Genomic DNA, 22,260 nt, shown 5'->3' on the forward strand with positions numbered 1-22,260 from the left:
ATGTCGAAGATCTTCATCGATCGCCCGATCTTCGCCTGGGTGATCGCGATCATCATCATGCTGATGGGCATCGGCGCGATCGCCTCCTTGCCGGTCGCTCAGTATCCGGACGTCGCGCCGACCCAGATCAACGTCCGCGCGACTTATCCAGGCGCGTCGGCGGCGACTCTCGAAAGCAGCGTGACCCAGGTGCTCGAGCGCCAGCTCACCGGCATCGACGGGCTGCTATATTTTCAGTCGTCGTCGACCGCGCGCGGGCAGGTCAGCATCAGCGCGGTGTTTCAGAAAGGCGTCAATCCGGACATCGCGCAGGTCCAGGTCCAGAACAAGATTCAGCAGGCGATCGCCCGCCTGCCGGCTCAGGTGCAGCAGCAGGGCGTGACCGTGACCAAGGGCGCGCCGGACCTGCTGCTGATCGTCGCAATCTACGACCGGACTGACCGCAGCACGAACTTCGACGTGTCCGACTGGCTGACGACCAACATGCAGGACGAGCTTTCGCGCGTGCCCGGAGTCGGCGACGTCAACGTCTTCGGCTCGTCCTATGCGATGCGCATCTGGCTCGATCCCCACAAGCTGGCGAGCTTCGGCCTGGTTCCAAGCGATGTCGTCACGGCGGTACAGAATCAGAATACCGAAGTCGCGGCGGGCGAGATCGGCGGCCTCCCGCAGCCCGAAGGCCAGATGCTCGATGCGACGGTCACCGCCCAGTCGCGCCTGCAGACCCCGGAGCAGTTCCGCAACATCGTGCTCAAATCCGATCCCTCCGGCGCGCGCGTGCTGATCGGCGACGTCGGGCGGGTCGAGCTCGGCGCCGACAATTACTCGGCACGAATCCGCGCCAACGGCCATCCTGGCGCCGGCATCGGAATCTCGCTCGAGCCCGGCGCCAATGCGCTGCGGACCGCCGACCTGGTCAAGCAAAAGGTCACCGAGATCGCCCCCCGCATGCCGGCCGGCTACGACTATGCGTTCGCCAACGACACGACCAACTTCATCAAGCTGTCGATCCGCGAAGTCGTGAAGACCCTGTTCGAGGCGATCCTGCTCGTCGTCCTCGTCATGTTCGTGTTCCTGCAGAGTTGGCGGGCGACCCTGATCCCGTTCATCGCCGTCCCTGTCGTGCTCCTCGGCACGTTCGGGATCCTCGACGCACTCGGATTCTCGATCAACACCATGACCCTGTTCGGGCTCGTGCTCGCGACCGGCCTGCTGGTCGACGACGCCATCGTCGTGGTCGAGAACGTCGAGCGGCTGATGGAAGAGAATCCCGAAATGACTCCGCGCGACGCGACCATCGCGTCGATGGAGCAGATCCAGATGGCGCTGATCGCGATCGCCCTAGTGCTCTCCGCGGTGTTCCTGCCGATGATGTTCTTCGGCGGGTCGACCGGCGTCATCTACCGTCAGTTCTCGGCGACGATCGTCTCGGCGATGGCGCTCTCGGTATTCATTGCCCTGACGCTCAGCCCGGCGATCGCGGCCAACCTGCTGCGGCGTCAGCACGCCACGGTCGAACAGACCTGGCTTGGCCGGCGCGCGCCTGCTCTCGCCCATTCGCTCGAGCGGGCGCGGGTCAAGTTCAATGACTCGTTCGATCGGTTCCGGGACTGGTTCGTTGCCTCGGTGCAGCGTGTCGTCGACCGCAAATGGCTGTTCCTCGGAATCTACGCCGGGGTTTTCGCGCTGCTCGTCCTGCTCTTCTTCCGCCTGCCGACCGGGTTCCTGCCGAGCGAGGACCAGGGCGCGGCGCTGGTCCAGTTCCGACTTCCGTCCGGAGCGACGATGACCCGGACGCTGCAAGTCCAGCGTTCGGTCGAGGATTATTTCCTCCACGGTCCCGAGAAGCGGAACGTGAAGACCTATTTCACAGTCGCGGGCGGCGGCCAGGGAGCGGCCGGGCAAAACACCGGTCAGGCGTTCATCAACCTCGCCGACTACGCCCAGCGAAAAGGTTCCAAAAACAACGCGGATGCCATCGTGCAGCGCGCCTCCGGCGCCTTCCGCGGCCTTCGCGACGCGCAGGTGTTCGCGCTCGTGCCCGGTGCGATCCGCGGCCTCGGCCAGTCCAGCGGCTTCACGATGGAGATGATGAACACCGGCGGCATGAGCGCGGAGGATTTTGCAGCGGCGCGCGACCGCCTGCTCGGCGCAGCCTCGGGCAATCCGCGCCTGGCGTCCGTCCGTCTCAGCGAGCTTCCCGATGTCGCCAGCCTCAAGGTCAACATCGACGAGCAGCGCGTCGCCACGCTCGGGGTCAACGCCGCGGACGTCAACAGCACCCTCTCCACGGCCTGGGGCGGACGCTACGTCAACGACTTCATCGACCGCGGCCGAGTCAAGCGGGTCTACGTCCAGGGCGACGCGCCCTTCCGCTCGCAGCCCAACGATATCGACCAATGGTTCGTGCGCAACGGCCAGGGCGGCATGGTGCCCTTCTCGTCGTTCGCTCAGACTTCGTGGATCACGACCCCGACCAGCTCGTCGCGCTTCCTCGGTTATCCCTCCTTCGAGCTGAACGGCCAGGGCGCCCCGGGGGTGAGCTCGGGTCAGGCGATGAACATCATCGAGGCCCTTGCCAGCAGCGTCCCAGGCATCAGCGTTGCCTGGGCCGGCCAATCGTACCAGGAGCGCCTGTCGTCGGGCCAGGCGCCGATACTCTACGCAGTCGCGATCGTCGTCGTCTTCCTGTGTCTCGCCGCGCTCTACGAGAGCTGGTCGATCCCGGTCGCGGTGCTGCTCGTCATTCCCCTTGGCCTGTTGGGTTCGATCTTTTTCGTCACGCTGCGCGGCCTGCAGAACGATGTCTATCTGCAGGTCGGGCTGATCACCACGATGGGCTTGTCGGCCAAGAACGCGATCCTGATGGTCGAGTTCGCCGAGCGGGCCGAACGCCAGGGTCAGCGCGTGATCGACGCGGCGATCGAGGCCGCGCGGATCCGCCTGCGGCCGATCCTGATGACGAGCTTCGCCTTCATTTTCGGCATGTTGCCGCTGGCGATTTCGACCGGCGCGGGCGCGAACAGCCGGATCGCGATCGGCACCGCGGTCATCGGCGGCATGCTGACCGCGACAATGCTCGCGATCTTCTACATTCCGTTCTTCTTCGTGCTGGTCCGGCGAAGCGTCCGCGACGGCATGAAGGCCCTTCGCGAACGCCTGCGCCAGCGGCGCGAGGCCCAGACATGAGGCGCGCGGCCGCGATCCTCGCGCTGGCCGCGAGCGCCTGCTCGACGATGGAGCCCAAATACGCGCGGCCCGATCCCGCCATTCCTGCATCGTGGCCGGTCGGGGATCCCTATCTTGCCCAGGCGGAGATCGGACTTCCGGTCGTCACCTACAGCCAGGTCTTTCAAGACCCTCGCCTCCAGACGCTGATCACCGAGGCGCTCGCCAACAACCGCGACCTGATGATCGCCGCCGCGAACATCGCCGCCGCGCGCGAGCAATATCATATCCAGCGGGCGCAGCTGTTGCCGACCGTCAATGCCGGCGCCGGGGTCACCGTCAGCGGTGACCGGTCAAACGGCGTGAACGCGAACTACAATGCCGGAGTCCAGGTTCCGAGCTTCGAGCTCGACCTGTTCGGCCGCGTGCGTTCTCTCACCCATGTGCAGCTCGAGCGCTATCTCGCGACCGAGGCGGGCGCCCGCGCGACCCGGCTTGTGCTGGTCGCCAATGTTGCCGCGGCCTGGCTCGACTATGCGGCGGATTCGAGCCTGCGCCTGATCGCCGAGCAGACGGCGGCGAGCGCTCAGAAGAGCGTGCAGCTGACGCGGATGCGGCTCGAAGGCGGAATCGCGCCGCGCACCGACCTCGACCAGGCCGAGCAGATTTTGGCCAGCGCGCAAGCGGACTTCGCGCGCCAACGCACCGCGGTCGCCCAGGATGTCAACGCCTTGCAGCTGCTGGTCGGTGCGCCGATCGACGCCAGGCTGCTCGCGGGCTCGATTGACGAAGCGTTCGGCAAGATCGCCCCCGTTCCCTCCGGCCTCGACTCCTATGTGCTGCTGCGGCGGCCCGACGTCCTCCAGGCGGAATATCAGCTGCGCGCCGCCAACGCCCAGATCGGTGCCGCGCGCGCGGCCCTGTTCCCGCGAATCACGCTCACCGGCCTGCTCGGCTTTGCCAGCAGCGCGCTGCTCAAGCTGTTCACCGGCGGCGCCTTCGGCTGGAGCGCGGGCGCCGATGCGAGCTACACGATCTTCCAGTCGGGCGCCGGTCACGCCAACGTGCGGCTGAGCGAAGCGCAGCGCAACGCCGCGGTCGCCATTTATCAGCGCGCGATCCAATCCGCGTTCCGCGACGTCGCCGACGCGCTGGCTCGGCGGGGCACGATCAACGATGAAATCGCAGCGGTTCAGCGCAACCAAGCCGCGGCGGCCGACAACTATACACTGACCGAAGCGCGCTACCGCGCCGGCATCGATCCGTTCCTGACCGTGCTCGTCGCCCAGCGGTCTTATTATTCTGCGCAGCAGCAGATGGTGCTGACCAAGCTCACCGCGGCGCAGAATCTCGTCACCACTTACCAGTCGATCGGGGGCGATGCGTTCCTCCAGGCGACGCCGGTGTGCCAGCCGCTTCCCGGCGACCGGTCGGCAGCCGCGACATCGGCGCTGTGCACGCCAACATTGGCCCCCCGGCCTTAGCTCGCGTCCGAAACGAGCAGCGCGAGCAATGCGAAGCTCGCCAGCCAATGCTCGCCCATATAATCGCCGGCGATGTGCGGCAGCGCCGCGGCAAGGTGCGTGTCGGCGGCGCTCCCGGCGGCCGCGCGCCCGGCCGGCGGAAGCAGCGGCGCGATCCCGCGCCAGCACCACGCGCGGCTGAGGTTCAGGCCGTCGAGATGGGCGATCTTGCCGTCGCTGCGGTCGCTGACGACCGCGGCTGCGAACAGGGTGGCGGGCTCCCGGCTCGCAACGCGCGGTAGAAACTCGCCAAACCATGCCGGGAACAAAGCCGGATGCGCGCGCGCCATGCACAAGGCCTCGATCAACGCCGGCGAGAGGAATTCGTCGCCGCCGGGCTCCCACGCCTGGCAGTCGCGGTCGGCGCCGAACCAGTGCAGCGCGCGGCCGCGGATCGCCGCCGCAAGCGCCGGATCGAACGCGTCCGCCCATTCGAGCGACAGGATCAGCGCGAACGCAGTGTTGAAATGCGTCCCGACGCGGATCGGATAGGTCATCACCTCCAGGTACGCGCTCAGCCGTTCGGCGAAGGCGCGAGCAAGAGGCTCCAGCGCGTCGCCCCACCCCGCCGCGTGCCGAGCCGCTTCGAGGTGCAGGTACAACAGCCACGCCCAGCCATAAGGCCGTTCAAAGCCGCGGCTCGACGGGCGGTCCAAATAGGCGAGCTCGGCGGCAACCTTCTCCGCCGTGAAGCTGCTGTCCGCGAGCCTGGTGATGGCCTGAGCCTCGTCGATGCGCGGAAACAGCCGTCCCAGAGTCAGCAACGTCCACCAGCCATGGACGCAGCTGTGCCAGTCGAAGCTGCCGAAGAAGATCGGATGAAGCGTCCGCGGCGAAGCCAGGTCGGCGTCGCTCGTCAGCAGATGATCGAGCTTGTTCGGATATTCGCGGGTCACGTGCCCGAGCGCGATCCCCGCCATTTGCGAGGCAAGCCTAGCGTCGAGCTTGCTCACAGATGGAACCCGGCGACGTAGAGGATGAGGATGTTTGCCGCGAGCAGCGCCAGCGCGGTCGGCACCTGCGCGTGGATCACGCCATATTGATCCTTGAGCTCCAGCAGTGCGGCGGGGACGATGTTGAAGTTGGCCGCCATGGGCGTCATCAACGTCCCGCAAAAGCCGGCGAGCATCCCGACCGCGCCGATCACCGCAGGGTTGCCGCCGTCCGCGTGGATCAGGATCGGGACTCCGATGGCCGCCGCCATCACCGGGAATGCGGCGAAGGCGTTGCCCATGATCATCGTGAACACGACCATGCCGAGTGCGTAAACCAGCACCGCGAGGAACACGCTGCCCTGGGGGATGACCGCCCCGACGAGCGCGCCGATGGTCGTGCCGACGCCCGCCGCGGCGAAGATCGCGCCGAGCGCCGCCAGCATCTGCGGCAAGACTGCTGCCCATCCGACAGCATTCATCAGACGGCTGCCTTCCTCGACGGGCGCGATCGGCGGCGGTTTCAGCCACACTAGACAGGTGAAGAGAGCGAAGATCACGCCCGTACCCAGCAGCACCAAAGTGACCGCCTTGGGATCGAGCAGGCCCGTGTCCTTGAGCGGCGTGTAATTGAACAGCAATGTGCCGACGAACGCCGTGAACGGGATCAGCAGCGCGGGAAGGAACAGCTTGTTGCCGTAGCGTTCGGAGAAATGCCGGCGTTCTTCCGCGCTGGTCGATTCCTTGGACCCGCGGCCGATCAAATGTGCGCCGGCAATGCCGACGAGCGCGAGCACCAGCACGCCATTGCCGAGATCGCCGAGGAAATCGCCGAACCAGAAGCTGACCGTCAGCAGGCTCCAGAAGGTAGCATTGCCCCAACGCTTCGCATTGGTCTCGTCGCGCGCGCTGCCAATCGCGAAACCGGCAAACACCGCTGCGGCGAGCACGTAGAGCCAGTGGAGGTTGATCATCCTTCGTCATTCCCGCGAAAGCGGGAACCCCGCTCTTCTTGTTCACTTCCGCTGAAGGAAGCGGGGCCCCCGCTTTCGCGGGGGTGACGACTTAAAGATCGATCGAGCAGCAGCAGGCGCGTGCCGTGGATCAGGAAGGCGCAGATCGCGCTCGGGATCGCCCAGACCGACAGCTGGAACGGCGTAAGCTGAATACCGAAGCCGGCGAGCGCGCCCTGAATGAGCAGGATCGATGCAATCGCCAGGAAGATATCCTCGCCGAAGAACAGCCCGACATTGTCGGTCGCCGCAGACATGGCCTTGATCCGCTGGTCGGTCCGATCGTCGAGTTCGCCGTGCTGCTTCTCGGCAGCGGCAAGCGTCATCGGCGCAAGCAACGGCCGCACGGTCTGCGCCTGGCCCATGACCGAGGTCAGGCCCAACGCAGCGAGGATCTGGCGGAGCCCGAGGTAGAGCAGCAGCAGCCGTCCCGTGGTCGCACCGCGCATATTGGCGATCAACGTGCGCGCCCGCTCCTGCAGCCCATAGCGTTCGAGCAAGCCGATGACCGGCAGGACGATCCAGATGATCGAGACGTAGCGGTTCTCGTTAAAGCCGTGGCCGAGCGTGCCGAGCACTTTCAGGAACGGCATATGGCCAAGCAAGCCGGTGACGATCGCCGCGACCGCGACCACCAGCAGCGGATTGAAGCGCAGCGCGAAACCGATGACAACCAGCGCGATGCCAAGCAGCGGCCAATAATCGATCATTCGCTTTTGCTCCCAAACCCGCCGCCGCCCGGCGTCTCGATCACGAACCGGTCGCCCGCCTGCACTTCGGCATAAGCGGTCGCGCTCAGCATTTCGACGGCGCCGTCGGTGCGTTCGACCCAGTTGCGGCCGGCTTGAGCGTCCGCCCCGCCATTGATCCCCCGGGGCGGCACGCGGCGGCGGTTGGCGAGGATATTGGCGCGCATCGGCTCGAGGAAGGTCACGGCGCGGACGACTCCGTCGCCTCCGCGGTGTGCGCCCTCCCCGCCCGAACCGCGCCGGATCGCGAATTGATCGAGCCTCACCGGCAACCGCGTCTCGAGGATTTCGGGATCGGTCAGGCGGCTGTTGGTCATGTGGGTCTGGACCGCGCTCGTCCCGTCATGGTCCGGCCCCGCTCCGGATCCTCCCGCGATCGTTTCATAATATTGGTGCTGCGCGTTGCCGAAGGTGAAGTTGTTCATCGTCCCCTGGCTCGGCGCGAGGCGGCCCGTTGCCGCAAACAATGCATCGGTGACGACCTGGCTAGTCTCGACATTGCCCGCGACGACCGCGGCGGGAAAGCGCGGGTTGAGCATCGAGCCTTCGGGAACGATCAGCTCGATCGGCCGCAGGCAGCCCTCGTTCATCGGGATCGCGTCGTCGATCAGCGTGCGGACGACATAGAGCGAGGCGGCCCGGGCGATCGAACGCGGCGCGTTGAAATTGTCGTCGAGCTGTTCGCTCGTGCCGGTGAAATCGAAGGTCGCCGCGCGCGCCGCCTTGTCGATGCTGATCTTCACCCGGACATGCGCTCCATTGTCCATCTCATAGTCGAACTCGCCGTCGTCCAACCGGCCGAGCAGCCGGCGCACCGATTCCTCGGCATTGGCCAGCACGTGGCGCATGTAGGCGGATACGACCTCCGGCCCGTAATCGCGCGCCGTCGCGGCGAGCACTTCCGCGCCGCGGACGCAGGCGGCAAGCTGGGCTTTCAGGTCGGAGATGTTGCGGTCGGGGCTGCGCGCCGGCCACTCACCCGAGCCGAGCAGCGCGCGCATCTCCGCCTCGCAAAAATGGCCCTCGTCGACCAGCAGGACATTGTCGATCAGCACGCCTTCCTGGTCGATGCTGCGGCTGTCCGGCGGCATCGACCCCGGCGCAATCCCCCCGATGTCGGCATGGTGGCCGCGCGCCGCCACGAATGCGGAAGGCTCGGCCTCGTCACCATAGAAGACCGGCACGATCACCGTGATGTCCGGCAGATGCGTGCCGCCGCGATAGGGGTCGTTGAGGACATAGGCATCGCCGCTGCGGATGCCGCGACCGTCCCGCCCCTGGGCGCGGGTGTCGATGATCGTGCGGATGCTCTCGCCCATCGAGCCGAGGTGCACGGGGATGTGCGGCGCGTTGGCGATCAGCGCGCCATCCGCGTCGAAAATCGCGCAGGAGAAGTCGAGCCGTTCCTTGATGTTGACGCTGGTCGCGGTGGATTGCAGCGCGACCCCCATCTCCTCGGCGATGGCCATGAACAAATTGTTGAAAATCTCGAGCCGCACCGGGTCGACGTCGGTCCCGATTGCCTTGGCGCGGTCCAGCGGAACAGCGCGGGTGAGGACGAGCGTGCCGTCACCGGCGCGTTGAGCCCGCCAGCCCGGCTCAACGACGATGGTCGAGGTCGGGTCGAAGATGAGGGCCGGCCCGATGAATTCCTCCCCGGAACGGGGAGGGGGACCATGCGCAGCTTGGTGGAGGGGGCCCCCTCCGTCAGTTCCTTCGGAGCTGCCACCTCCCCGTTCCGGGGAGGATTTGCCGACCGCCTCAACCACCAGCGCGTCGACGACGACCTCCGCGTCCTCTTCCCAATAACCGAAGCGGCGGCGGTGAAGTTCGGCGAAGGTCGCTCGCATGTCTGCGGGCGCTGCAATGCCGATCTCGAGCGTGGTGTCGCTGCCAGCCGTGCGCAGGCGCGCTCGGCGCAACAGCTCGATCCGCTCGCCGTGCAGCCCCTGCTCGATCAGCGCGACGCTTGCCCGCTGTTCGAGCTCGCTCAGCGCTCCGGAGAAATCCTCCCCGAGCGGCCTCAGCCAGCTCGTCTCGCGGATCGCCTTCACGTCGGCGATGCCGATGCCATAGGCCGAGAGCACGCCGGCGAGCGGGTGGATCAGGATCCGCTCCATGCCGAGCGCGTCGGCGACCCGGCACGCGTGCTGACCACCGGCACCGCCGAAGCAGGCGAGCGTATAGCGGGTCACGTCGTGCCCGCGCGCGATCGAGATCTTTCGGATCGCGGCGGCCATATTGTCGACCGCAATGTCGAGGAATCCCTCGGCGATCTCCTCGAGGCTCTTCGCGCCGCGGAGCTGATCCGCGACCTCCTGCAGGCGCATAGTGGATGCATCCTTGTCGAGCGGCTGGTTGCCGCCGGGTCCGAACACGGCGGGAAACTGTGCCGGGTCGATGCGACCGAGGAACAGGTTGCAGTCGGTGACGGTCAGCGGTCCGGCGTTGCGGTAGCAGGCTGGGCCGGGGTTCGCCCCGGCGCTCTCCGGGCCGACGCGGAAGCGCATCCCGTCGAACCGGCAGATCGACCCGCCCCCTGCAGCGACCGTGTGGATCTGCATCATCGGCGCACGGATCCGGACGCCCGCGACTACGCTCTCCTCGGCAAGTTCGAACTGGCCGGCGTAATGCGACACATCGGTCGAGGTGCCGCCCATGTCGAAGCCGATCAGCTGCCGCGCCTCGTGCGGGGCGCTTGCCGCAACCATGCCGACGACGCCGCCGGCCGGACCGGACAGGATTGCGTCCTTGCCGCGGAAAGCGGTCGCCTCGGCAAGCCCGCCGTTCGACTGCATGAAGTGAAGATCGGTGCCCTTCGGCAGCCCCGCGGCGACACGGTCGACGTAGCGGCGCAGCACCGGGGAGAGGTAGGCGTCGACGACTGTCGTGTCGCCGCGACCGACAAGCTTGATCAGCGGCGCGACCTCGTGGCTGACCGAGACCTGCGAAAAACCGAGGTCACTCGCGATTGCCGCCAGCCGCGCCTCATGATCCGGATAGCGCCAGCCGTGCATCAGGATGATCGCGAGCGCGTCGATGCCGCTCTCCCGAACTGACTGGAGCGCCTCCCGCGCCCGCGCTTGGTCCAGCGGGACGAGCACGCCGCCGTCGACAGTGACCCGCGCGTCGACCTCCACCACCCTCTCGTAAAGCATCGACGGCAACACGATGTGCCGCGCGAAGATGTCGGGTCGGGCCTGATAGCCGATCCGCAAGGCATCGCCGAAGCCGCGGGTGGTCGCCAGCGCCACGCGCTCGCCCTTGCGTTCGAGCAAGGCGTTGGTCGCGACTGTGGTGCCCATCCGAACCTCCGCGACGGTGCCGCCTTCCTCGGTCAGAACCCGCCGGATGGCCTCCAGCGCGGCATCCTCATACTGACGAGGGTTCTCGGACAGCAGTTTTTCGACCCGCACCCGGCCGTCCGACGCGCGCGCAACCACGTCGGTAAAGGTGCCGCCGCGATCGATGGCGAAGCTCCATGAATGATTCACGCGGGCCGCTCTAGGGCCTTTGCGCTCCTGACTGCACCCCCTATGGGGCGGCCATGGCTGTTCTGGTCACGGGGGCTGCGGGGTTCATCGGCGCGGCGACATCGCGCGCGCTGCTCGAGCGCGGCGGCGAGGTCGTCGGGATCGATAGCCTGAACGACTATTACGACCCCCGGCTCAAACAGGCACGGCTGACGCAGCTGCAGCAGCAGTTCGGCAACCGCTTCCGCTTCGAGCGGCTCGACTTCGCCGATGCCGATGCGCTCAAGTCCTTCACCGACACGATCGAGATCGACGGAATCGTCCATCTCGGCGCGCAGGCGGGCGTCCGTTACAGCCTCGAAAACCCGCAAGCCTACGTCCAGTCGAACCTCGTCGGCCATTGCAACATGCTCGAGCTCGCCCGGCACCGGCGGGCGCGGCACATGGTCTACGCCTCCTCATCGTCGGTCTATGGCGGCAACAAGAGCCTGCCGTTTCGGGTCGAGGACCGGGTCGACCATCCGCTGTCGCTCTATGCGGCGACCAAGAAAGCGGATGAATTGCTGAGCGAGAGCTATGCGAGCCTCTATCGCCTGCCGCTCACAGGGCTACGCTTCTTCACCGTCTATGGGCCGTGGGGACGACCGGACATGGCGATGTGGATCTTCGTCAAGGCGCTCTACGCCGGCGAGCCTTTGCCCTTGTTCAACGGCGGCGAGATGCGGCGCGACTTCACCTATATCGACGATATCGTCAGTGGCGTGGTCGCGTGCCTCGATGGACCGCCGCGCGACGATGGCGAGGTCAAGGCCGGCGGCAGCACCAGCCCCCACGCCATCTACAATATCGGCAACAGCCGCAGCGAGGACCTGATGCGTGTGGTCGAGCTTTTGGAGCAGGAGACCGGGCGCAAGGCGCTGCTCGACCCCAAGCCGATGCAAATCGGCGACGTTCGCGAAACCTTCGCCGACATCAGCGCCATCGAGCGCGACCACGGCTTCAAGCCGGCGACCAGCATCGACGAGGGCGTTCCGCGGTTCGTCGCCTGGTATCGCGACTATCACAGCATCCGGTGAGCCTGCCGCCCATCCTCGACGGGCTGCGGATCCCGGTCATCGGCTCGCCGATGTTCATCGTGTCGAACCCCAAGCTGGTCATCGCCCAGTGCACCAGCGGGATCGTCGGCAGCTTCCCATCGCTGAACGCGCGTCCGGCTGAGCTGCTCGACGAATGGCTGCATGAGATCACCGAGGCACTGGCGGCGTGGGACCGCGACCACCCTGAACGCCCGGCCGCGCCGTTCGCAGTCAACCAGATCGTCCACCGCTCGAACGACCGATTCGAACATGACATGCAGGTCTGCGCCAAGTGGAAGGTGCCGATCGTCATCACCTCGCTCGGTGCCCGAGTGGAGCTCAACGACGCCGTCCATTCGTGGGGCGGGATCACGCTCCACGACGTGATCGACGACCGCTTCGCCCGCAAGGCGGTCGAGAAAGGCGCCGACGGGGTCATCGCCGTCGCCGCCGGCGCCGGCGGGCATGCCGGACGCTGGTCGCCCTTCGCGCTGATCCAGGAAATCCGCATGTGGTTTGACGGGCCGTTGGTCCTCTCGGGCGCGATCGCCAACGGCGGCGCCGTGCTGGCGGCGCAGGCCGCAGGGGCCGACCTTGCCTACGTCGGCTCATCGTTCATCGCCACCGAGGAAGCCAACGCGCCCGACGGCTACAAGCAGGCGATCGTCGACGGCGGCGCTGCCGACATCGTCTATTCCGACCTCTTCACCGGGGTTCACGGCAATTATCTGCGCTCGTCGATCGTCAGTGCTGGACTCGATCCCGACGCTCTCGCCGCCGGCAGCCTCGACACCATGAAGTTCGGTTCCGGAGGATCGTCCAAGTCCAAGGCGTGGAAGGACATCTGGGGCTCGGGCCAGGGTATCGGCGTGGTCGACCAAGTGCGGCCGGTCGCGGCCTATGTCGACCTGCTCGCCGAGCAATATGCGGCGGCCAGGAAGAGGCTCTGCGCTAGCTGATCGCCTCCAGCGCGCTGCGCCAATTGTTCGGCACATCGACCGGCCGCCGGGTCGCGCGGTCGACCAGAACGTGGACGAACTCGCCCTGCGCGGCGGCCTGCTCCATGCCGACCGCGAACACCCCGATGCGGTAGCGGACGCTCGAGCGTCCGAGCTGCGCGACAGCGAGGCCGACCTCGACGTCCTGCGGAAATTCGAGCGGCGCATGATAGGCGCACCGCGTTTCGGCGACGACCGCGATCGGGTCGCCGGCCTGGATGTCGAGTAGCCCCTGGTCGACCAGCCAGCCGTTCACCGCGCTATCGAACCATTGATAGAAGATGATGTTGTTGACGTGGCCGTAGGCGTCATTGTCGCCCCACCGGGTCGTGAACCGCCGCCAGGCTTTGAATTCGGACCTTGCCGCCGGCGCCTCGCGGCTCACCATGCCGCCTCATAAAGGCGCTGGGCGTCGCTCTGGCTGATCTCGCACGGATTGTTCACCAGCAGGCGGCCCTGCTTCATCGCTTCCTCGGCGAGGCGCGGCGCCTCCTCAAACGCAATCCCATGATCGCGCAGGCGAAGCGCAAGTCCGCTGTTCCGCGCAAGCTCGTCGAGCCGTTCGATCAGCAGCGCGGCGCGCGCCTGGCTCCCCTGCCCCGCGCAGTCCGGCTCGATGATCTCGGCAAGCTCGGCATAATGGTCCCGCGCGGCCTCGACATTATGGGCGAGCACGTGGCGCAGCATCAGCGCATTGGTCAGCCCGTGCGGCAGGTGATGCAACCCGCCCAGCGGATAGGCGAGTGCGTGGACTCCGGCCACGGGCGCGTTGGCGAAAGCGAGACCCGCGAGGTGGGCGCCGAGCAGCATCGCCGAGCGCGCTTCCAGGTTCCGCGGCTCCTCGATGGCTGTCTGCAGGTTGGAAGCGAGCAGCCGCAGCGCCTCCCGTGCGAGCGCGTCCGAAAGCGGGTTCTTGAGCCGCGCCGAGGTGTAGGCTTCGACCGCATGGACGATCGCGTCGATGCCCGTCGCCGCGGTGACGTGCTTCGGCAGCCCCAGCGTGAGGCTTGCATCGAGCACCGCCCAATCGGCGATCAGCGGCGGCGAATTGACCGCGAGCTTGACCCCCCCCTCGCAGGTGATGACCGAAATCGGAGTCGCTTCGGAGCCAGTGCCCGCCGTGGTCGGGACCAGAGCCAGCGGCAACCGCCGTCCCCGAGCGATATTCACGCCCCATATCTCGTCGAGCTCGTCGCCCGAGCCGAGCAGATAGGCTGCGAGCTTGGCGACATCCATCGGGCTTCCGCCGCCGAGCCCGACGACCGAGGCCACTTGCGCCGAGCGCCCCGCCTCGGTCGCGGCGAGCAGCGTCTCCTTCGACGGGTCGGCCTCGACCGCATCGAAGACGACGATCTCTCGATCCTTGCCAATTGCGTCGCGGTAAGCGTCCGTGATCCCCAGCTGGACAAGGTCCGCGTCGGTGACCAGCAGGCATGGGCCTGGTGGCAGCTTCTCGGCCAGCGCCTCCGCCTGATCAGGGCCGGCGAGCAGCCGCGGTCCGGGATGGAAGGTAAACGGCCGCATCGGCCGTCTTGTTAGCCGCTCTGCCCGCCGAGTCCACGCTCGAGCCGGCCCATCAGCGCCCGCGCCGGGCTCTGCGGCACGTTCGCTTCGAGGCCACCTTCGTCGAGCCTGCGGACACGCGCATAAAGGTCCGCGCTCGCGTTGATCAGCCGCTGCGCGGACGGCGGCAGGGTCGCGATGACCACGGGGTCGCTGTCCTGCGCGTTGCCGAGCCGGCGGTCGGGCCGGCGTCCGCCGTGGCCAGCTATCTCGCCCGACTCGATCGCCCGCTGGGTCAGCAGCCATGCGACGATATGCATGATCCGCGTCGTCACCTTGAGCGATTCGCAGGCGAAGCCGACGCGGGCAAAAGGCTCCAGGGTCGAGCGCTGGTCGCGGCCCGCGTCGTCGAAATAGGATCGGGCCTCGTCGGCGAGCAGCATCGCCTCGGTATAGAGCGAGTCGATCAGGCGGGAGGTGATCCGCACCTGCGGGCGCAGCATGTCCGATTCGTCCATCAGCGTCAGATTGCCACCGTTCATCGTTTCTGGAAACGCCCAAGCCGGCTGTTGGTCCGGCCAGCGCGTCGCCGTGTCCCCGTTCGGGACGCCGCGCGAAGCGTCAGGCGATGATGTCCGGAACGCTCGAATCCATCAGCCGCTGGATCTCGTCCTTGAGCATCAGCTTCTGCCGCTTGAGCCGCGCAATCTCGAGTTGATCGCCGACCGGCTCGGAGGAGAGCAGGCGGATTTGCTCATCCAACCTGCGGTGCTCGGCCCTGAGCGTTTCGAGCAGCTGCACCGGATCGTCATCGTTCATCTGCCGCCAGTCTACCGCATCGGGCCATGCGCAGGAACCGCCGGCTGTTCACGGCGAGCAGCACCCGCGCGCCGCCGAAGCGTGAGAAGGGTCAAGACAATGCGCCCGATTCGTGATTTATTATGCGGTGGTGACACGCTGACTGAAAGGAACGCCGCCAATGGACAAGGCAACGGTCGAGGAACTCGAATCAAAGCATGCGGCTCTTCATGCCCTGATCGACGAGGAAGAGCATCGAACCCACCCCGACGAAGACCTTCTCCACCGTCTCAAAAAAGAGAAACTCCGACTTAAGGACGCGATGGCTGGCCACCTGACGCACTGACCATCGAAAATCCGGGCGCGGCGGCTTTGCAAGTCGCCGCGGGGCCGGGGTTGCCTAGGGCGCCCGCGCTTTAGTCGTCCCGCGAGACCTTCTCGATGCGCTCGTGGCACTCCTGGGCCTCCAGCGTCATGGTCGCGATCGGACGGGCCTCGAGACGGCCGAGCGAGATCGGCTCGCCGGTCACTTCGCAATAGCCATATTCGCCCTCGTAGAGCCGGCGGATCGCGCAATCGATCTTGGCGATGAGCTTGCGCTGCCGGTCGCGGGTGCGAAGCTCGATCGACCAATCAGTTTCAGTCGACGCGCGGTCGGCAAGATCGGGCTCGCGCATCGAATCAACCTGGAGCTGGGCCATGGTTGCGCGCGATTCCTCGATGATCGCTTCCTTCCACGCTTTCAGCTTGCGAAGGAAATAGGCGCGGTGACGCCCGCACATGAATTCTTCCTTTTCCGACGGCCGATAGGCCTCCGGAATGATGATCCTGTCGAACGGTTCGAAGTCTTCGCCGCCATAAAGGTCGACTAGAGCGGTCGCCATCAATATCCCTCCCCGCACATGCCCGCGATTTCCCGATCGCGGACGTCCCATACGCCGCCACCTGCTGCGGCCGGGCCACCGGTGCAGCCGGAGGCGATTTGGACTGACTCTACCGGGACTTACCCCAGGAAAGCCTGCCATCCCCACCTGGCGCTATAGTTAGGCGCCTGACCCTTAACAAGAACTGACACAGTTCAAGTGAACAAATCGCCAAGCTGTTGCGAATATGGCGCAATTCCTTTGGCGGAGGTTCGCGGTTGCAGCAGAACGGCGCCTCGCCCATAGCCCTCGCCATGCGCATCCTGATTACGAACGACGACGGCGTGAACGCGCGCGGCCTGCGCCTGCTGGAATCGGTTACGCGTCAGTTCAGCGATGACATCTGGGTCGTCGCGCCGGCCGAGGAACAGTCGGGCGCCGGCCATTCGCTGACGCTGACCAAGCCGGTCCGCCTCAGGCGCCACGACGAGCGGCGATTCTCCGTGACGGGCACCCCGACCGACGCCGTCATGCTGGCGCTGGCGCACGTCATGAAGGATTCGCCGCCGGACGTGATCCTGTCCGGCATCAACCGCGGCGCCAACCTTGCCGAGGACGTCACTTATTCCGGTACCGTGTCGGCGGCTATGGAAGGCGCGCTCGCCGGCGTGCGCTCGATCGCGCTCAGCCAGGCCTATTCACGCGAGGGCATGGGCGACACGGTGCCCTTCGCGGCGGCCGAGGCATGGGCGGCGCGGGTGCTCGGGCCGCTCCTGGATTTCGAGACCGAGCCGCGAACGCTGATCAACGTCAACTTCCCGGCGATGCGGCCCGAAGAGGTGAAGGGCGTCCGCGTCTGCCGGCAGGGCCTGCGCGACTATGGGCGCCTGCGCATCGTCCAGCGCACCGACCCGCGGGGTTATGATTATTATTGGTTCGGGTTGGGTCCGATGGTCGAAACCCCCGGCCATTCGACCGACCTCGAGGCCGTCGCGGACGGCTATGTTTCCGTCAGCCCGCTCCACCTCGACCTGACGCACGAGCATTCGCTCGCCGCCCTCCATGAACAATTCGCGGCCATGCCCGAGAGCACGGCCGCGAAATGATTGTCCGAAACTGAGATCAGGTCAGCGGCCGCGCTCGCCCCTTTGGCCTTGAGTGGGCGGCGGAACGTTTGTCGACGAGGCGAGCCAGGTCTCGCTCGCACCGCATGAGCTGGTCACGGCCATTGGTGTTCCAGCCTGGAACGGCCCGGCATAAGGCACGCATTCCTGCGCTACGCCATTGCCGAGGCACAGCTGTCCATTGGCTGCGGTCCAGGTGCCGTTGACGACCCGCCCGCCCGCAGTGGTAATCGTCGCCTGCCCGCCTGGGACAAGAGTCACGGTGTTGGTAACGCCGTTGGTGGTCACCTGGATCGGCTGTCCGACAATTTCCGAGCCGGGCGTCCAAGCCTGCGCGAACGCCGTACCCGGAAGCGCGGCGAGAACGGTCAACCCGACCAGTGTCCGTGCGACAAACCGACTCTTCATGGCGCGTCTTCCTTCTTTTCGGACCGAAACCTGGATCGCGAACGGTCAGGCCGGGCTATTCGCACTCCCGCTGCCATTCACGGCAAGGAAAATCCCGACACCCGCGGCGATCGCGAGCAAGGCGATGAACAGCGGATTGATGCCCCCGCCCCCGACAACCGCCGGCGGCGGCACCACTTCAACCGTTTGCGGCGGAGGCGGCGGCGCGGCATCGAGAACCGGAAGCACGCAGCCGGTCGGCGCCTGCGCGGCTGCGGCGGCTGCAGCCGCCCCGCACATCGCGGCGGCCGGCGCACCACCACTCATCGCGGTCAGTACGGCCCACGGATCGACCTGCTGAACGGGGGCCGGCGCCGATGCCATCGCGGCCGTCGAGCTCAGCATCAACGAACCTGCGGCGACAACGCCCAGAATACCCTTCAACCTATGGCTGCCCATTTTTTTCCTCCGGCACCGCGAGGAAGTGACACCCCGCACGACTGCGAAACACTTAGTCCATAGCAAAGTTTCATGCCACCATTTTGATAATAAAATCCTGCTCTGTGTTGCAAGCTTGCAGCAGCACTCCAGCCGATCGCCACAGAGACGTTCAGGTTCAAGCGCTTAGCGCTCGTGCGCCCCGGGTTCCTGGTGGGCCAGCATCGGCCGCCACGTCCCCACACTGCGCCGCGAGCCAGCTCTGGAACATGAGAATCGCCCATAGCGCGGGCGTTGAATCGCGCTGGCCGCAAAGATGCTGGCGCCAGCGAGCCTGCACCAGGTCCGCGTCGAACCAGCCCTGCGAACGGATGAGATTGGGGTCGAGCAAATCCTCGGCCCAGGGCCGAAGCGGGCCCTTGATCCACTCGCCCACGGGCACCGCGAAGCCCGCTTTCGGCCGCTCGACGAGCTCGCGCGGGACGAGCCGGTAAAGCAATTTGCGCAGGATGTGCTTGCCGCCGCCATCACGCACCTTGAGCCCGAGCGAAATGCGCGCGGCCAGCTCGGCGACCCGGTGGTCGAGGAAGGGGACGCGCGTTTCGAGCGCGACGGCCATCGACGCTCGATCCACCTTCGCCAGGATGTCGTCGGGAAGGTAGGTCACGGCATCGCAATACATCATCCGCACGGCATCCGGCGCGTCCGGCCCCAACTCCAGGTCAAACCCGGCATCGGCACCGTCGCCGCCGATGACCGGCGAGCGCTCGTGGCTCCATTCGTCGAGGAAGCTGCCATAGACCTCGTCGAAGCTCCCGGCCGAAGCCGCCACGCGCAATGCCTTCTGGACCTTCCCGCCGATATGCGGCTGGTGCCGGCCAGGCACGAAACGGGCGACATTACTCCACAGGCGTGAGGGTACGCGGCTGAGCGGTGCGCCCGTGACCGCGCGCAACGCTTGCGGGACGCGCTGCAGCTGCCGCCATCGCCTCGGGGCGGCGAAATGACGGTTGTAGCCGGCGAAGAGCTCGTCCCCGCCGTCTCCCGTGAGGGCGACCGTCACCTCCTCGCGCGCGAAGCGGCTGACCAGGTGCGTCGGGATCTGCGATGAATCGGCGAAAGGCTCGTCGTACATCTGGGGCAGCAGCGGGATGACCTCGCGCGCCTCGCGCACGGTGACGTAGCGCTCGTGGTGGACGGTGCCGAGATGTGCCGCCACCCGCTTGGCGTCCTGCGCTTCGTTGTAGCCTGCCTCCTCGAAGCCAATCGAGAAGGTGCGGACCGGCACGCTCGAATATTTTTGATACAGCGCACAGATCGTCGAGCTGTCGATGCCGCCGGACAGAAAGGCGCCGACCGGCACGTCGGCCATAGACTGGCCTTGGATGGCGGTGGCGAGCGTCCGCTCCAGCTCCTCCAGCGTCTCATCTTCGTTGTCGATCGGCTGATCGAGGCCCCTGCGCACCACGTCCCGGTACGACCAGTAACATTCGAGGCTGACACCCCCGGCCCGCCCGGGCTCCGGCGGAGCCTGAAGCGGTGCTGCCGCCGCCGCGGCGTCGATCGTCAGGATGCTCGCCGGCGCCAGCTTGAACACCCCTTCATAGATGGACAGCGGCGCGGGGATGTACGTCCGGGAAGCAAGCAGGCGCAGCGCCCGACGATCGATCGCACCTTCGAACCTCGGATGGGCGCGCAACGCCTTGAGCTCGGAGCCGAAGACGAAGTCGCGGCCCGCCCAGCCGTAGTAGAGCGGTTTCTCGCCGAACCGGTCGCGGACCAGGCTGAGCGTCCGTTCGCGGCGGTCCCAAAAGGCGAAGGCATACATCCCCGCGCTGCGCCGGAGCGTCTCGGCGAGACCCCAGGTGACGATCCCTTGCAGCAGCACCTCGGTGTCCGAATGACCGCGCCAGCCGCCCTCAGGCACAGCCCCGCTGCCCTCCAGCTCGGCCCTGAGGTCGGCATGGTTATAAATCTCGCCGTTGAAGGTCAGCACAAACCGTCCGTTGGCCGAGTGCATCGGCTGATGCCCGGCCGGGGTGAGGTCGACGATCGCGAGCCGCCGGTGGCCAAGGCCGACACCCGCTTCCGGGTCGACCCACAGGCCAGCGTCGTCAGGGCCGCGATGGGCGACGGCGACGGTCATCGCCTCGAGGACACCCCGGTCGAGCCCGTTCCTGCTGATGATCCCGGCGATTCCGCACATGCGACATGCCCATAGCGGATGTGACGCCGAAATGGAGGGGCTCAAGCCCGCGGCGCCGGCTCTCCGGCGTTCTTGTTCGCGCCGCGGGCTTTGTCTAAGCCCCTGCGGTCATGGTTTAATCCACGATGGCGGCTTCGATAATCATGATCTGAGGGCCGGTTCTGTTCAACGAGGCCGCAAAAAGGCTTCTCTGGGATCGTCGAATGGAGAGACAATTGATGTCGGTTCGTGACAAGGAGATCAGGCAGGTGGCCATTGGCCACCACCATCAGTTGGCACGCGATTTCCAGTCCTGGTATTCGGACCTGGAGAAGAGCCGGTTCGCCTCCGCCTTCACCTACGGCCGCTCCAAGCTCGACCAGATGGTGGATGATCTGTTCCGCTCTCTGCCAAAAGACGCCTCGATCCTCGACGTTGGCTGCGGCACCGGCGAACATCTGAAGCGCGCGGCCCGCCTTGGATTGAAACCTACCGGCGTTGAACCAGCGCCAGGCATGCTCGAAGCAGCGCGCGAAAACGTTCCCGAGGCGATCCTCATCAAAGGCGTCGCGACGGAATTGCCGTTCGATGACGGGCAATTCGACGCCGTCATCATGATCGAGGTCCTGCGCTACCTCCACCGCAGCGACGTCGAGATCGCCTTGCGCGAGGCGTATCGCGTCCTGCGTCCTGGCGGTTTCATCCTCGCGACCCTCGTCAACCGCTGGGCGCTCGATGGATTCTACCTGTTCCACCGCGCGCGACAGCTGTTCAAGGGCTCGGAATTCAATGAGACGAACCCCTATTGCCTGTTCTTCACGCCCGGCCAGGCCGAACAGCTGTTCCGCGACGTCGGCTTCACCCAAGTTCGGTCCGAAGGCCGCATGCTCGCCACGCTCCGAATGGCCTATAAGCTGGGCACCAGAGTCGGCGCCGCGGCGGCATCCACGTTGGAACCCCTGGACGACCGGGTCCATCGATCCCGCACAGTCCGCCGGTTCGCGGGTCATCTCGTCGTCATCGGACAAGTCCCGCCGACTTCCGCCAAGCCTTCGTAGCGGCTCACGAAGCGCAAGGACCCCAGTGTTGGAGAAAACCGCAACATTCATCATGTCGCTCGACTGCGAGGGGAAGTGGGGAATGGCGGACCACCTCCAGCCCTATCACGACGCTTTGTCTGACGATGCGATCGCGAATGCCTACGACCAGCTGCTCAAGCTGCTCGGTTCCTATCGGCTTCGGGCAACGTTCGCATTTGTCATGGCCTTCACCTTGTCGGCCGACGAACGCCGCCAGTTCGACTCAATCCTGAAGCCTCGCAAGGGCCACGCCGATCCGTGGCTCGAGCCCTATTGGGCAGCGATGGAGAGCCGGCGTTCCGAAGGCTGGCACTCGCCAACCGCGTTCGATTTGGTCCGGAAATCGGAAGGTCAGGAGATCGCCTGCCACAGCTTTTGTCATCGTCCGCTCGGTCCGATGACTCCCCCTGCTGAAGCGGCAGCGGAGCTTGGCGCCGCCGACCAGGCGGCCAAGCTGAAACGGGTCAACCTGTCGACATTCGTTTTCCCGCGGAACGAGGTCGGCAGCCTCGCGGCGCTCAAAGAGTATCGCTATCTCGGCTATCGCGAGCGCTTGCGCAGGCCGTCCGGCATGATCGGCAAAGCCCTGTCGCTGGCGGCCGAGCTCAACACTCGCCCGAGGCCCCAGGCGGAAGATCGCGGGGACACGACGCTGATCCCAATTCCGGCGGGTTATTTCTTTAACTGGCGGTTTGGCGCGAGACGCAGAATTCCCAAGGACATGACCTTGGCGCGCTGGTCGAACCTCTTGCGAACGACCGCTCGCGATGGCGGAGTGGCGCATTTATGGATGCATCCGCACAATCTCATCACCGCCCCAGACACCAGCGACGTGCTGGAAAAGGTCCTCTCAGAAGTCGCGGAAATGCAGCAGCGCGGCGAGCTCAGGGTGGAAACGCAGGAAGACTATTGCCGGCGCCTTGGAACGGGATAGCCGCAATGAAGCCCCGC

20 protein-coding genes are annotated in these 22,260 nt (G+C 66.2%); 8 read left to right on the forward strand and 12 right to left on the reverse strand.

Annotated elements, in window-relative coordinates:
- Together ACJ8FR_RS12400 and ACJ8FR_RS12405 are read left to right on the forward strand one after the other, a co-directional pair.
- Positions 1-3,189: a multidrug efflux RND transporter permease subunit gene (locus ACJ8FR_RS12400; protein ID WP_407828944.1), complete on the forward strand. Its 3,189-nt coding sequence runs from the start codon at positions 1-3 to the stop codon at positions 3,187-3,189.
- A complete protein-coding gene (locus ACJ8FR_RS12405) occupies positions 3,186-4,652 on the forward strand; it encodes an efflux transporter outer membrane subunit (RefSeq protein ID WP_407828945.1) in 1,467 nt (488 codons plus the stop codon). The genes ACJ8FR_RS12400 and ACJ8FR_RS12405 overlap by 4 nt, the downstream gene beginning before the upstream one ends.
- On the opposite strand, the gene ACJ8FR_RS12410 is transcribed toward ACJ8FR_RS12405, so the two are convergent.
- From ACJ8FR_RS12410 to ACJ8FR_RS12425, 4 genes are read right to left on the reverse strand one after another with little or no spacing between them, the layout of a single operon-like run.
- Positions 4,649-5,644: a DUF2891 domain-containing protein gene (locus ACJ8FR_RS12410; protein ID WP_407828946.1), complete on the reverse strand. Its 996-nt coding sequence runs from the start codon at positions 5,642-5,644 to the stop codon at positions 4,649-4,651. The genes ACJ8FR_RS12405 and ACJ8FR_RS12410 overlap by 4 nt on opposite strands.
- Positions 5,641-6,597 carry a DUF979 domain-containing protein gene (locus ACJ8FR_RS12415; RefSeq protein ID WP_407828947.1) on the reverse strand — a complete coding sequence of 319 codons (957 nt, stop codon included), beginning with the start codon at positions 6,595-6,597 and terminating at the stop codon, positions 5,641-5,643. The genes ACJ8FR_RS12410 and ACJ8FR_RS12415 overlap by 4 nt, the downstream gene beginning before the upstream one ends.
- Positions 6,594-7,346, reverse strand: a complete 753-nt coding sequence (locus ACJ8FR_RS12420) for a DUF969 domain-containing protein (protein ID WP_407828948.1) — start codon at positions 7,344-7,346, stop codon at positions 6,594-6,596. Before ACJ8FR_RS12420 ends, ACJ8FR_RS12415 begins: the two co-directional genes overlap by 4 nt.
- Complete coding sequence (locus ACJ8FR_RS12425; RefSeq protein WP_407828949.1) at positions 7,343-10,879, reverse strand: hydantoinase B/oxoprolinase family protein; 3,537 nt, start codon at positions 10,877-10,879, stop codon at positions 7,343-7,345. The genes ACJ8FR_RS12420 and ACJ8FR_RS12425 overlap by 4 nt, the downstream gene beginning before the upstream one ends.
- Before the next feature lie 53 nt (positions 10,880-10,932).
- Here ACJ8FR_RS12425 and ACJ8FR_RS12430 point away from each other — a divergent pair, with 53 nt between their 5' ends.
- Complete coding sequence (locus ACJ8FR_RS12430; protein WP_407828950.1) at positions 10,933-11,934, forward strand: SDR family NAD(P)-dependent oxidoreductase; 1,002 nt, start codon at positions 10,933-10,935, stop codon at positions 11,932-11,934.
- A complete protein-coding gene (locus ACJ8FR_RS12435; protein ID WP_407828951.1) occupies positions 11,931-12,893 on the forward strand; it encodes an NAD(P)H-dependent flavin oxidoreductase in 963 nt (320 codons plus the stop codon). The genes ACJ8FR_RS12430 and ACJ8FR_RS12435 overlap by 4 nt, the downstream gene beginning before the upstream one ends.
- Here ACJ8FR_RS12435 and ACJ8FR_RS12440 read toward each other — a convergent pair.
- From ACJ8FR_RS12440 to ACJ8FR_RS12455, 4 genes are all read right to left on the reverse strand, one after another.
- Positions 12,886-13,317 (reverse strand): acyl-CoA thioesterase, encoded by a 432-nt coding sequence (locus ACJ8FR_RS12440; protein ID WP_407828952.1) that lies wholly within the window; start codon positions 13,315-13,317, stop codon positions 12,886-12,888. The genes ACJ8FR_RS12435 and ACJ8FR_RS12440 overlap by 8 nt on opposite strands.
- Positions 13,314-14,456, reverse strand: a complete 1,143-nt coding sequence (locus ACJ8FR_RS12445; RefSeq protein WP_407828953.1) for an iron-containing alcohol dehydrogenase — start codon at positions 14,454-14,456, stop codon at positions 13,314-13,316. The genes ACJ8FR_RS12440 and ACJ8FR_RS12445 overlap by 4 nt, the downstream gene beginning before the upstream one ends.
- A gap of 11 nt (positions 14,457-14,467) precedes the next feature.
- Positions 14,468-14,977 (reverse strand): DUF1465 family protein, encoded by a 510-nt coding sequence (locus ACJ8FR_RS12450; RefSeq protein WP_407828954.1) that lies wholly within the window; start codon positions 14,975-14,977, stop codon positions 14,468-14,470.
- A 79-nt stretch (positions 14,978-15,056) separates the two neighbouring features.
- Complete coding sequence (locus ACJ8FR_RS12455; RefSeq protein WP_407828955.1) at positions 15,057-15,254, reverse strand: YdcH family protein; 198 nt, start codon at positions 15,252-15,254, stop codon at positions 15,057-15,059.
- 160 nt (positions 15,255-15,414) lie between these two features.
- Here ACJ8FR_RS12455 and ACJ8FR_RS12460 point away from each other — a divergent pair, with 160 nt between their 5' ends.
- Positions 15,415-15,579 carry a YdcH family protein gene (locus tag ACJ8FR_RS12460; RefSeq protein ID WP_407828956.1) on the forward strand — a complete coding sequence of 55 codons (165 nt, stop codon included), beginning with the start codon at positions 15,415-15,417 and terminating at the stop codon, positions 15,577-15,579.
- 70 nt (positions 15,580-15,649) lie between these two features.
- Here the strand turns inward: ACJ8FR_RS12460 and dksA are convergent, their stop codons facing one another.
- Positions 15,650-16,015, reverse strand: coding sequence for an RNA polymerase-binding protein DksA (dksA, locus tag ACJ8FR_RS12465; protein WP_407829119.1), 366 nt, complete (start codon positions 16,013-16,015; stop codon positions 15,650-15,652).
- Positions 16,016-16,410: 395 nt separating this feature from the next.
- Between dksA and surE the strand changes: the two genes are divergently transcribed.
- Positions 16,411-17,202, forward strand: a complete 792-nt coding sequence (surE, locus tag ACJ8FR_RS12470; protein ID WP_407828957.1) for a 5'/3'-nucleotidase SurE — start codon at positions 16,411-16,413, stop codon at positions 17,200-17,202.
- Between the two features lie 21 nt (positions 17,203-17,223).
- Here surE and ACJ8FR_RS12475 read toward each other — a convergent pair whose 3' ends face one another.
- The 3 genes from ACJ8FR_RS12475 to asnB form a co-directional block, all read right to left on the reverse strand.
- A complete protein-coding gene (locus ACJ8FR_RS12475) occupies positions 17,224-17,628 on the reverse strand; it encodes a hypothetical protein (protein WP_407828958.1) in 405 nt (134 codons plus the stop codon).
- A gap of 45 nt (positions 17,629-17,673) precedes the next feature.
- Positions 17,674-18,051 carry a hypothetical protein gene (locus ACJ8FR_RS12480; RefSeq protein WP_407828959.1) on the reverse strand — a complete coding sequence of 126 codons (378 nt, stop codon included), beginning with the start codon at positions 18,049-18,051 and terminating at the stop codon, positions 17,674-17,676.
- A gap of 172 nt (positions 18,052-18,223) precedes the next feature.
- A complete protein-coding gene (gene asnB, locus ACJ8FR_RS12485) occupies positions 18,224-20,251 on the reverse strand; it encodes an asparagine synthase (glutamine-hydrolyzing) (protein ID WP_407828960.1) in 2,028 nt (675 codons plus the stop codon).
- 218 nt (positions 20,252-20,469) lie between these two features.
- Between asnB and ACJ8FR_RS12490 the strand changes: the two genes are divergently transcribed.
- Together ACJ8FR_RS12490 and ACJ8FR_RS12495 are read left to right on the forward strand one after the other, a co-directional pair.
- Complete coding sequence (locus tag ACJ8FR_RS12490; RefSeq protein WP_407828961.1) at positions 20,470-21,288, forward strand: class I SAM-dependent methyltransferase; 819 nt, start codon at positions 20,470-20,472, stop codon at positions 21,286-21,288.
- An 82-nt stretch (positions 21,289-21,370) separates the two neighbouring features.
- Complete coding sequence (locus tag ACJ8FR_RS12495) at positions 21,371-22,243, forward strand: hypothetical protein (protein ID WP_407828962.1); 873 nt, start codon at positions 21,371-21,373, stop codon at positions 22,241-22,243.
- Positions 22,244-22,260: the final 17 nt, after the last annotated feature.

This window comes from Sphingomonas sp., assembly GCF_045810705.1.
Classification (GTDB): Bacteria; Pseudomonadota; Alphaproteobacteria; order Sphingomonadales; family Sphingomonadaceae; genus Sphingomicrobium.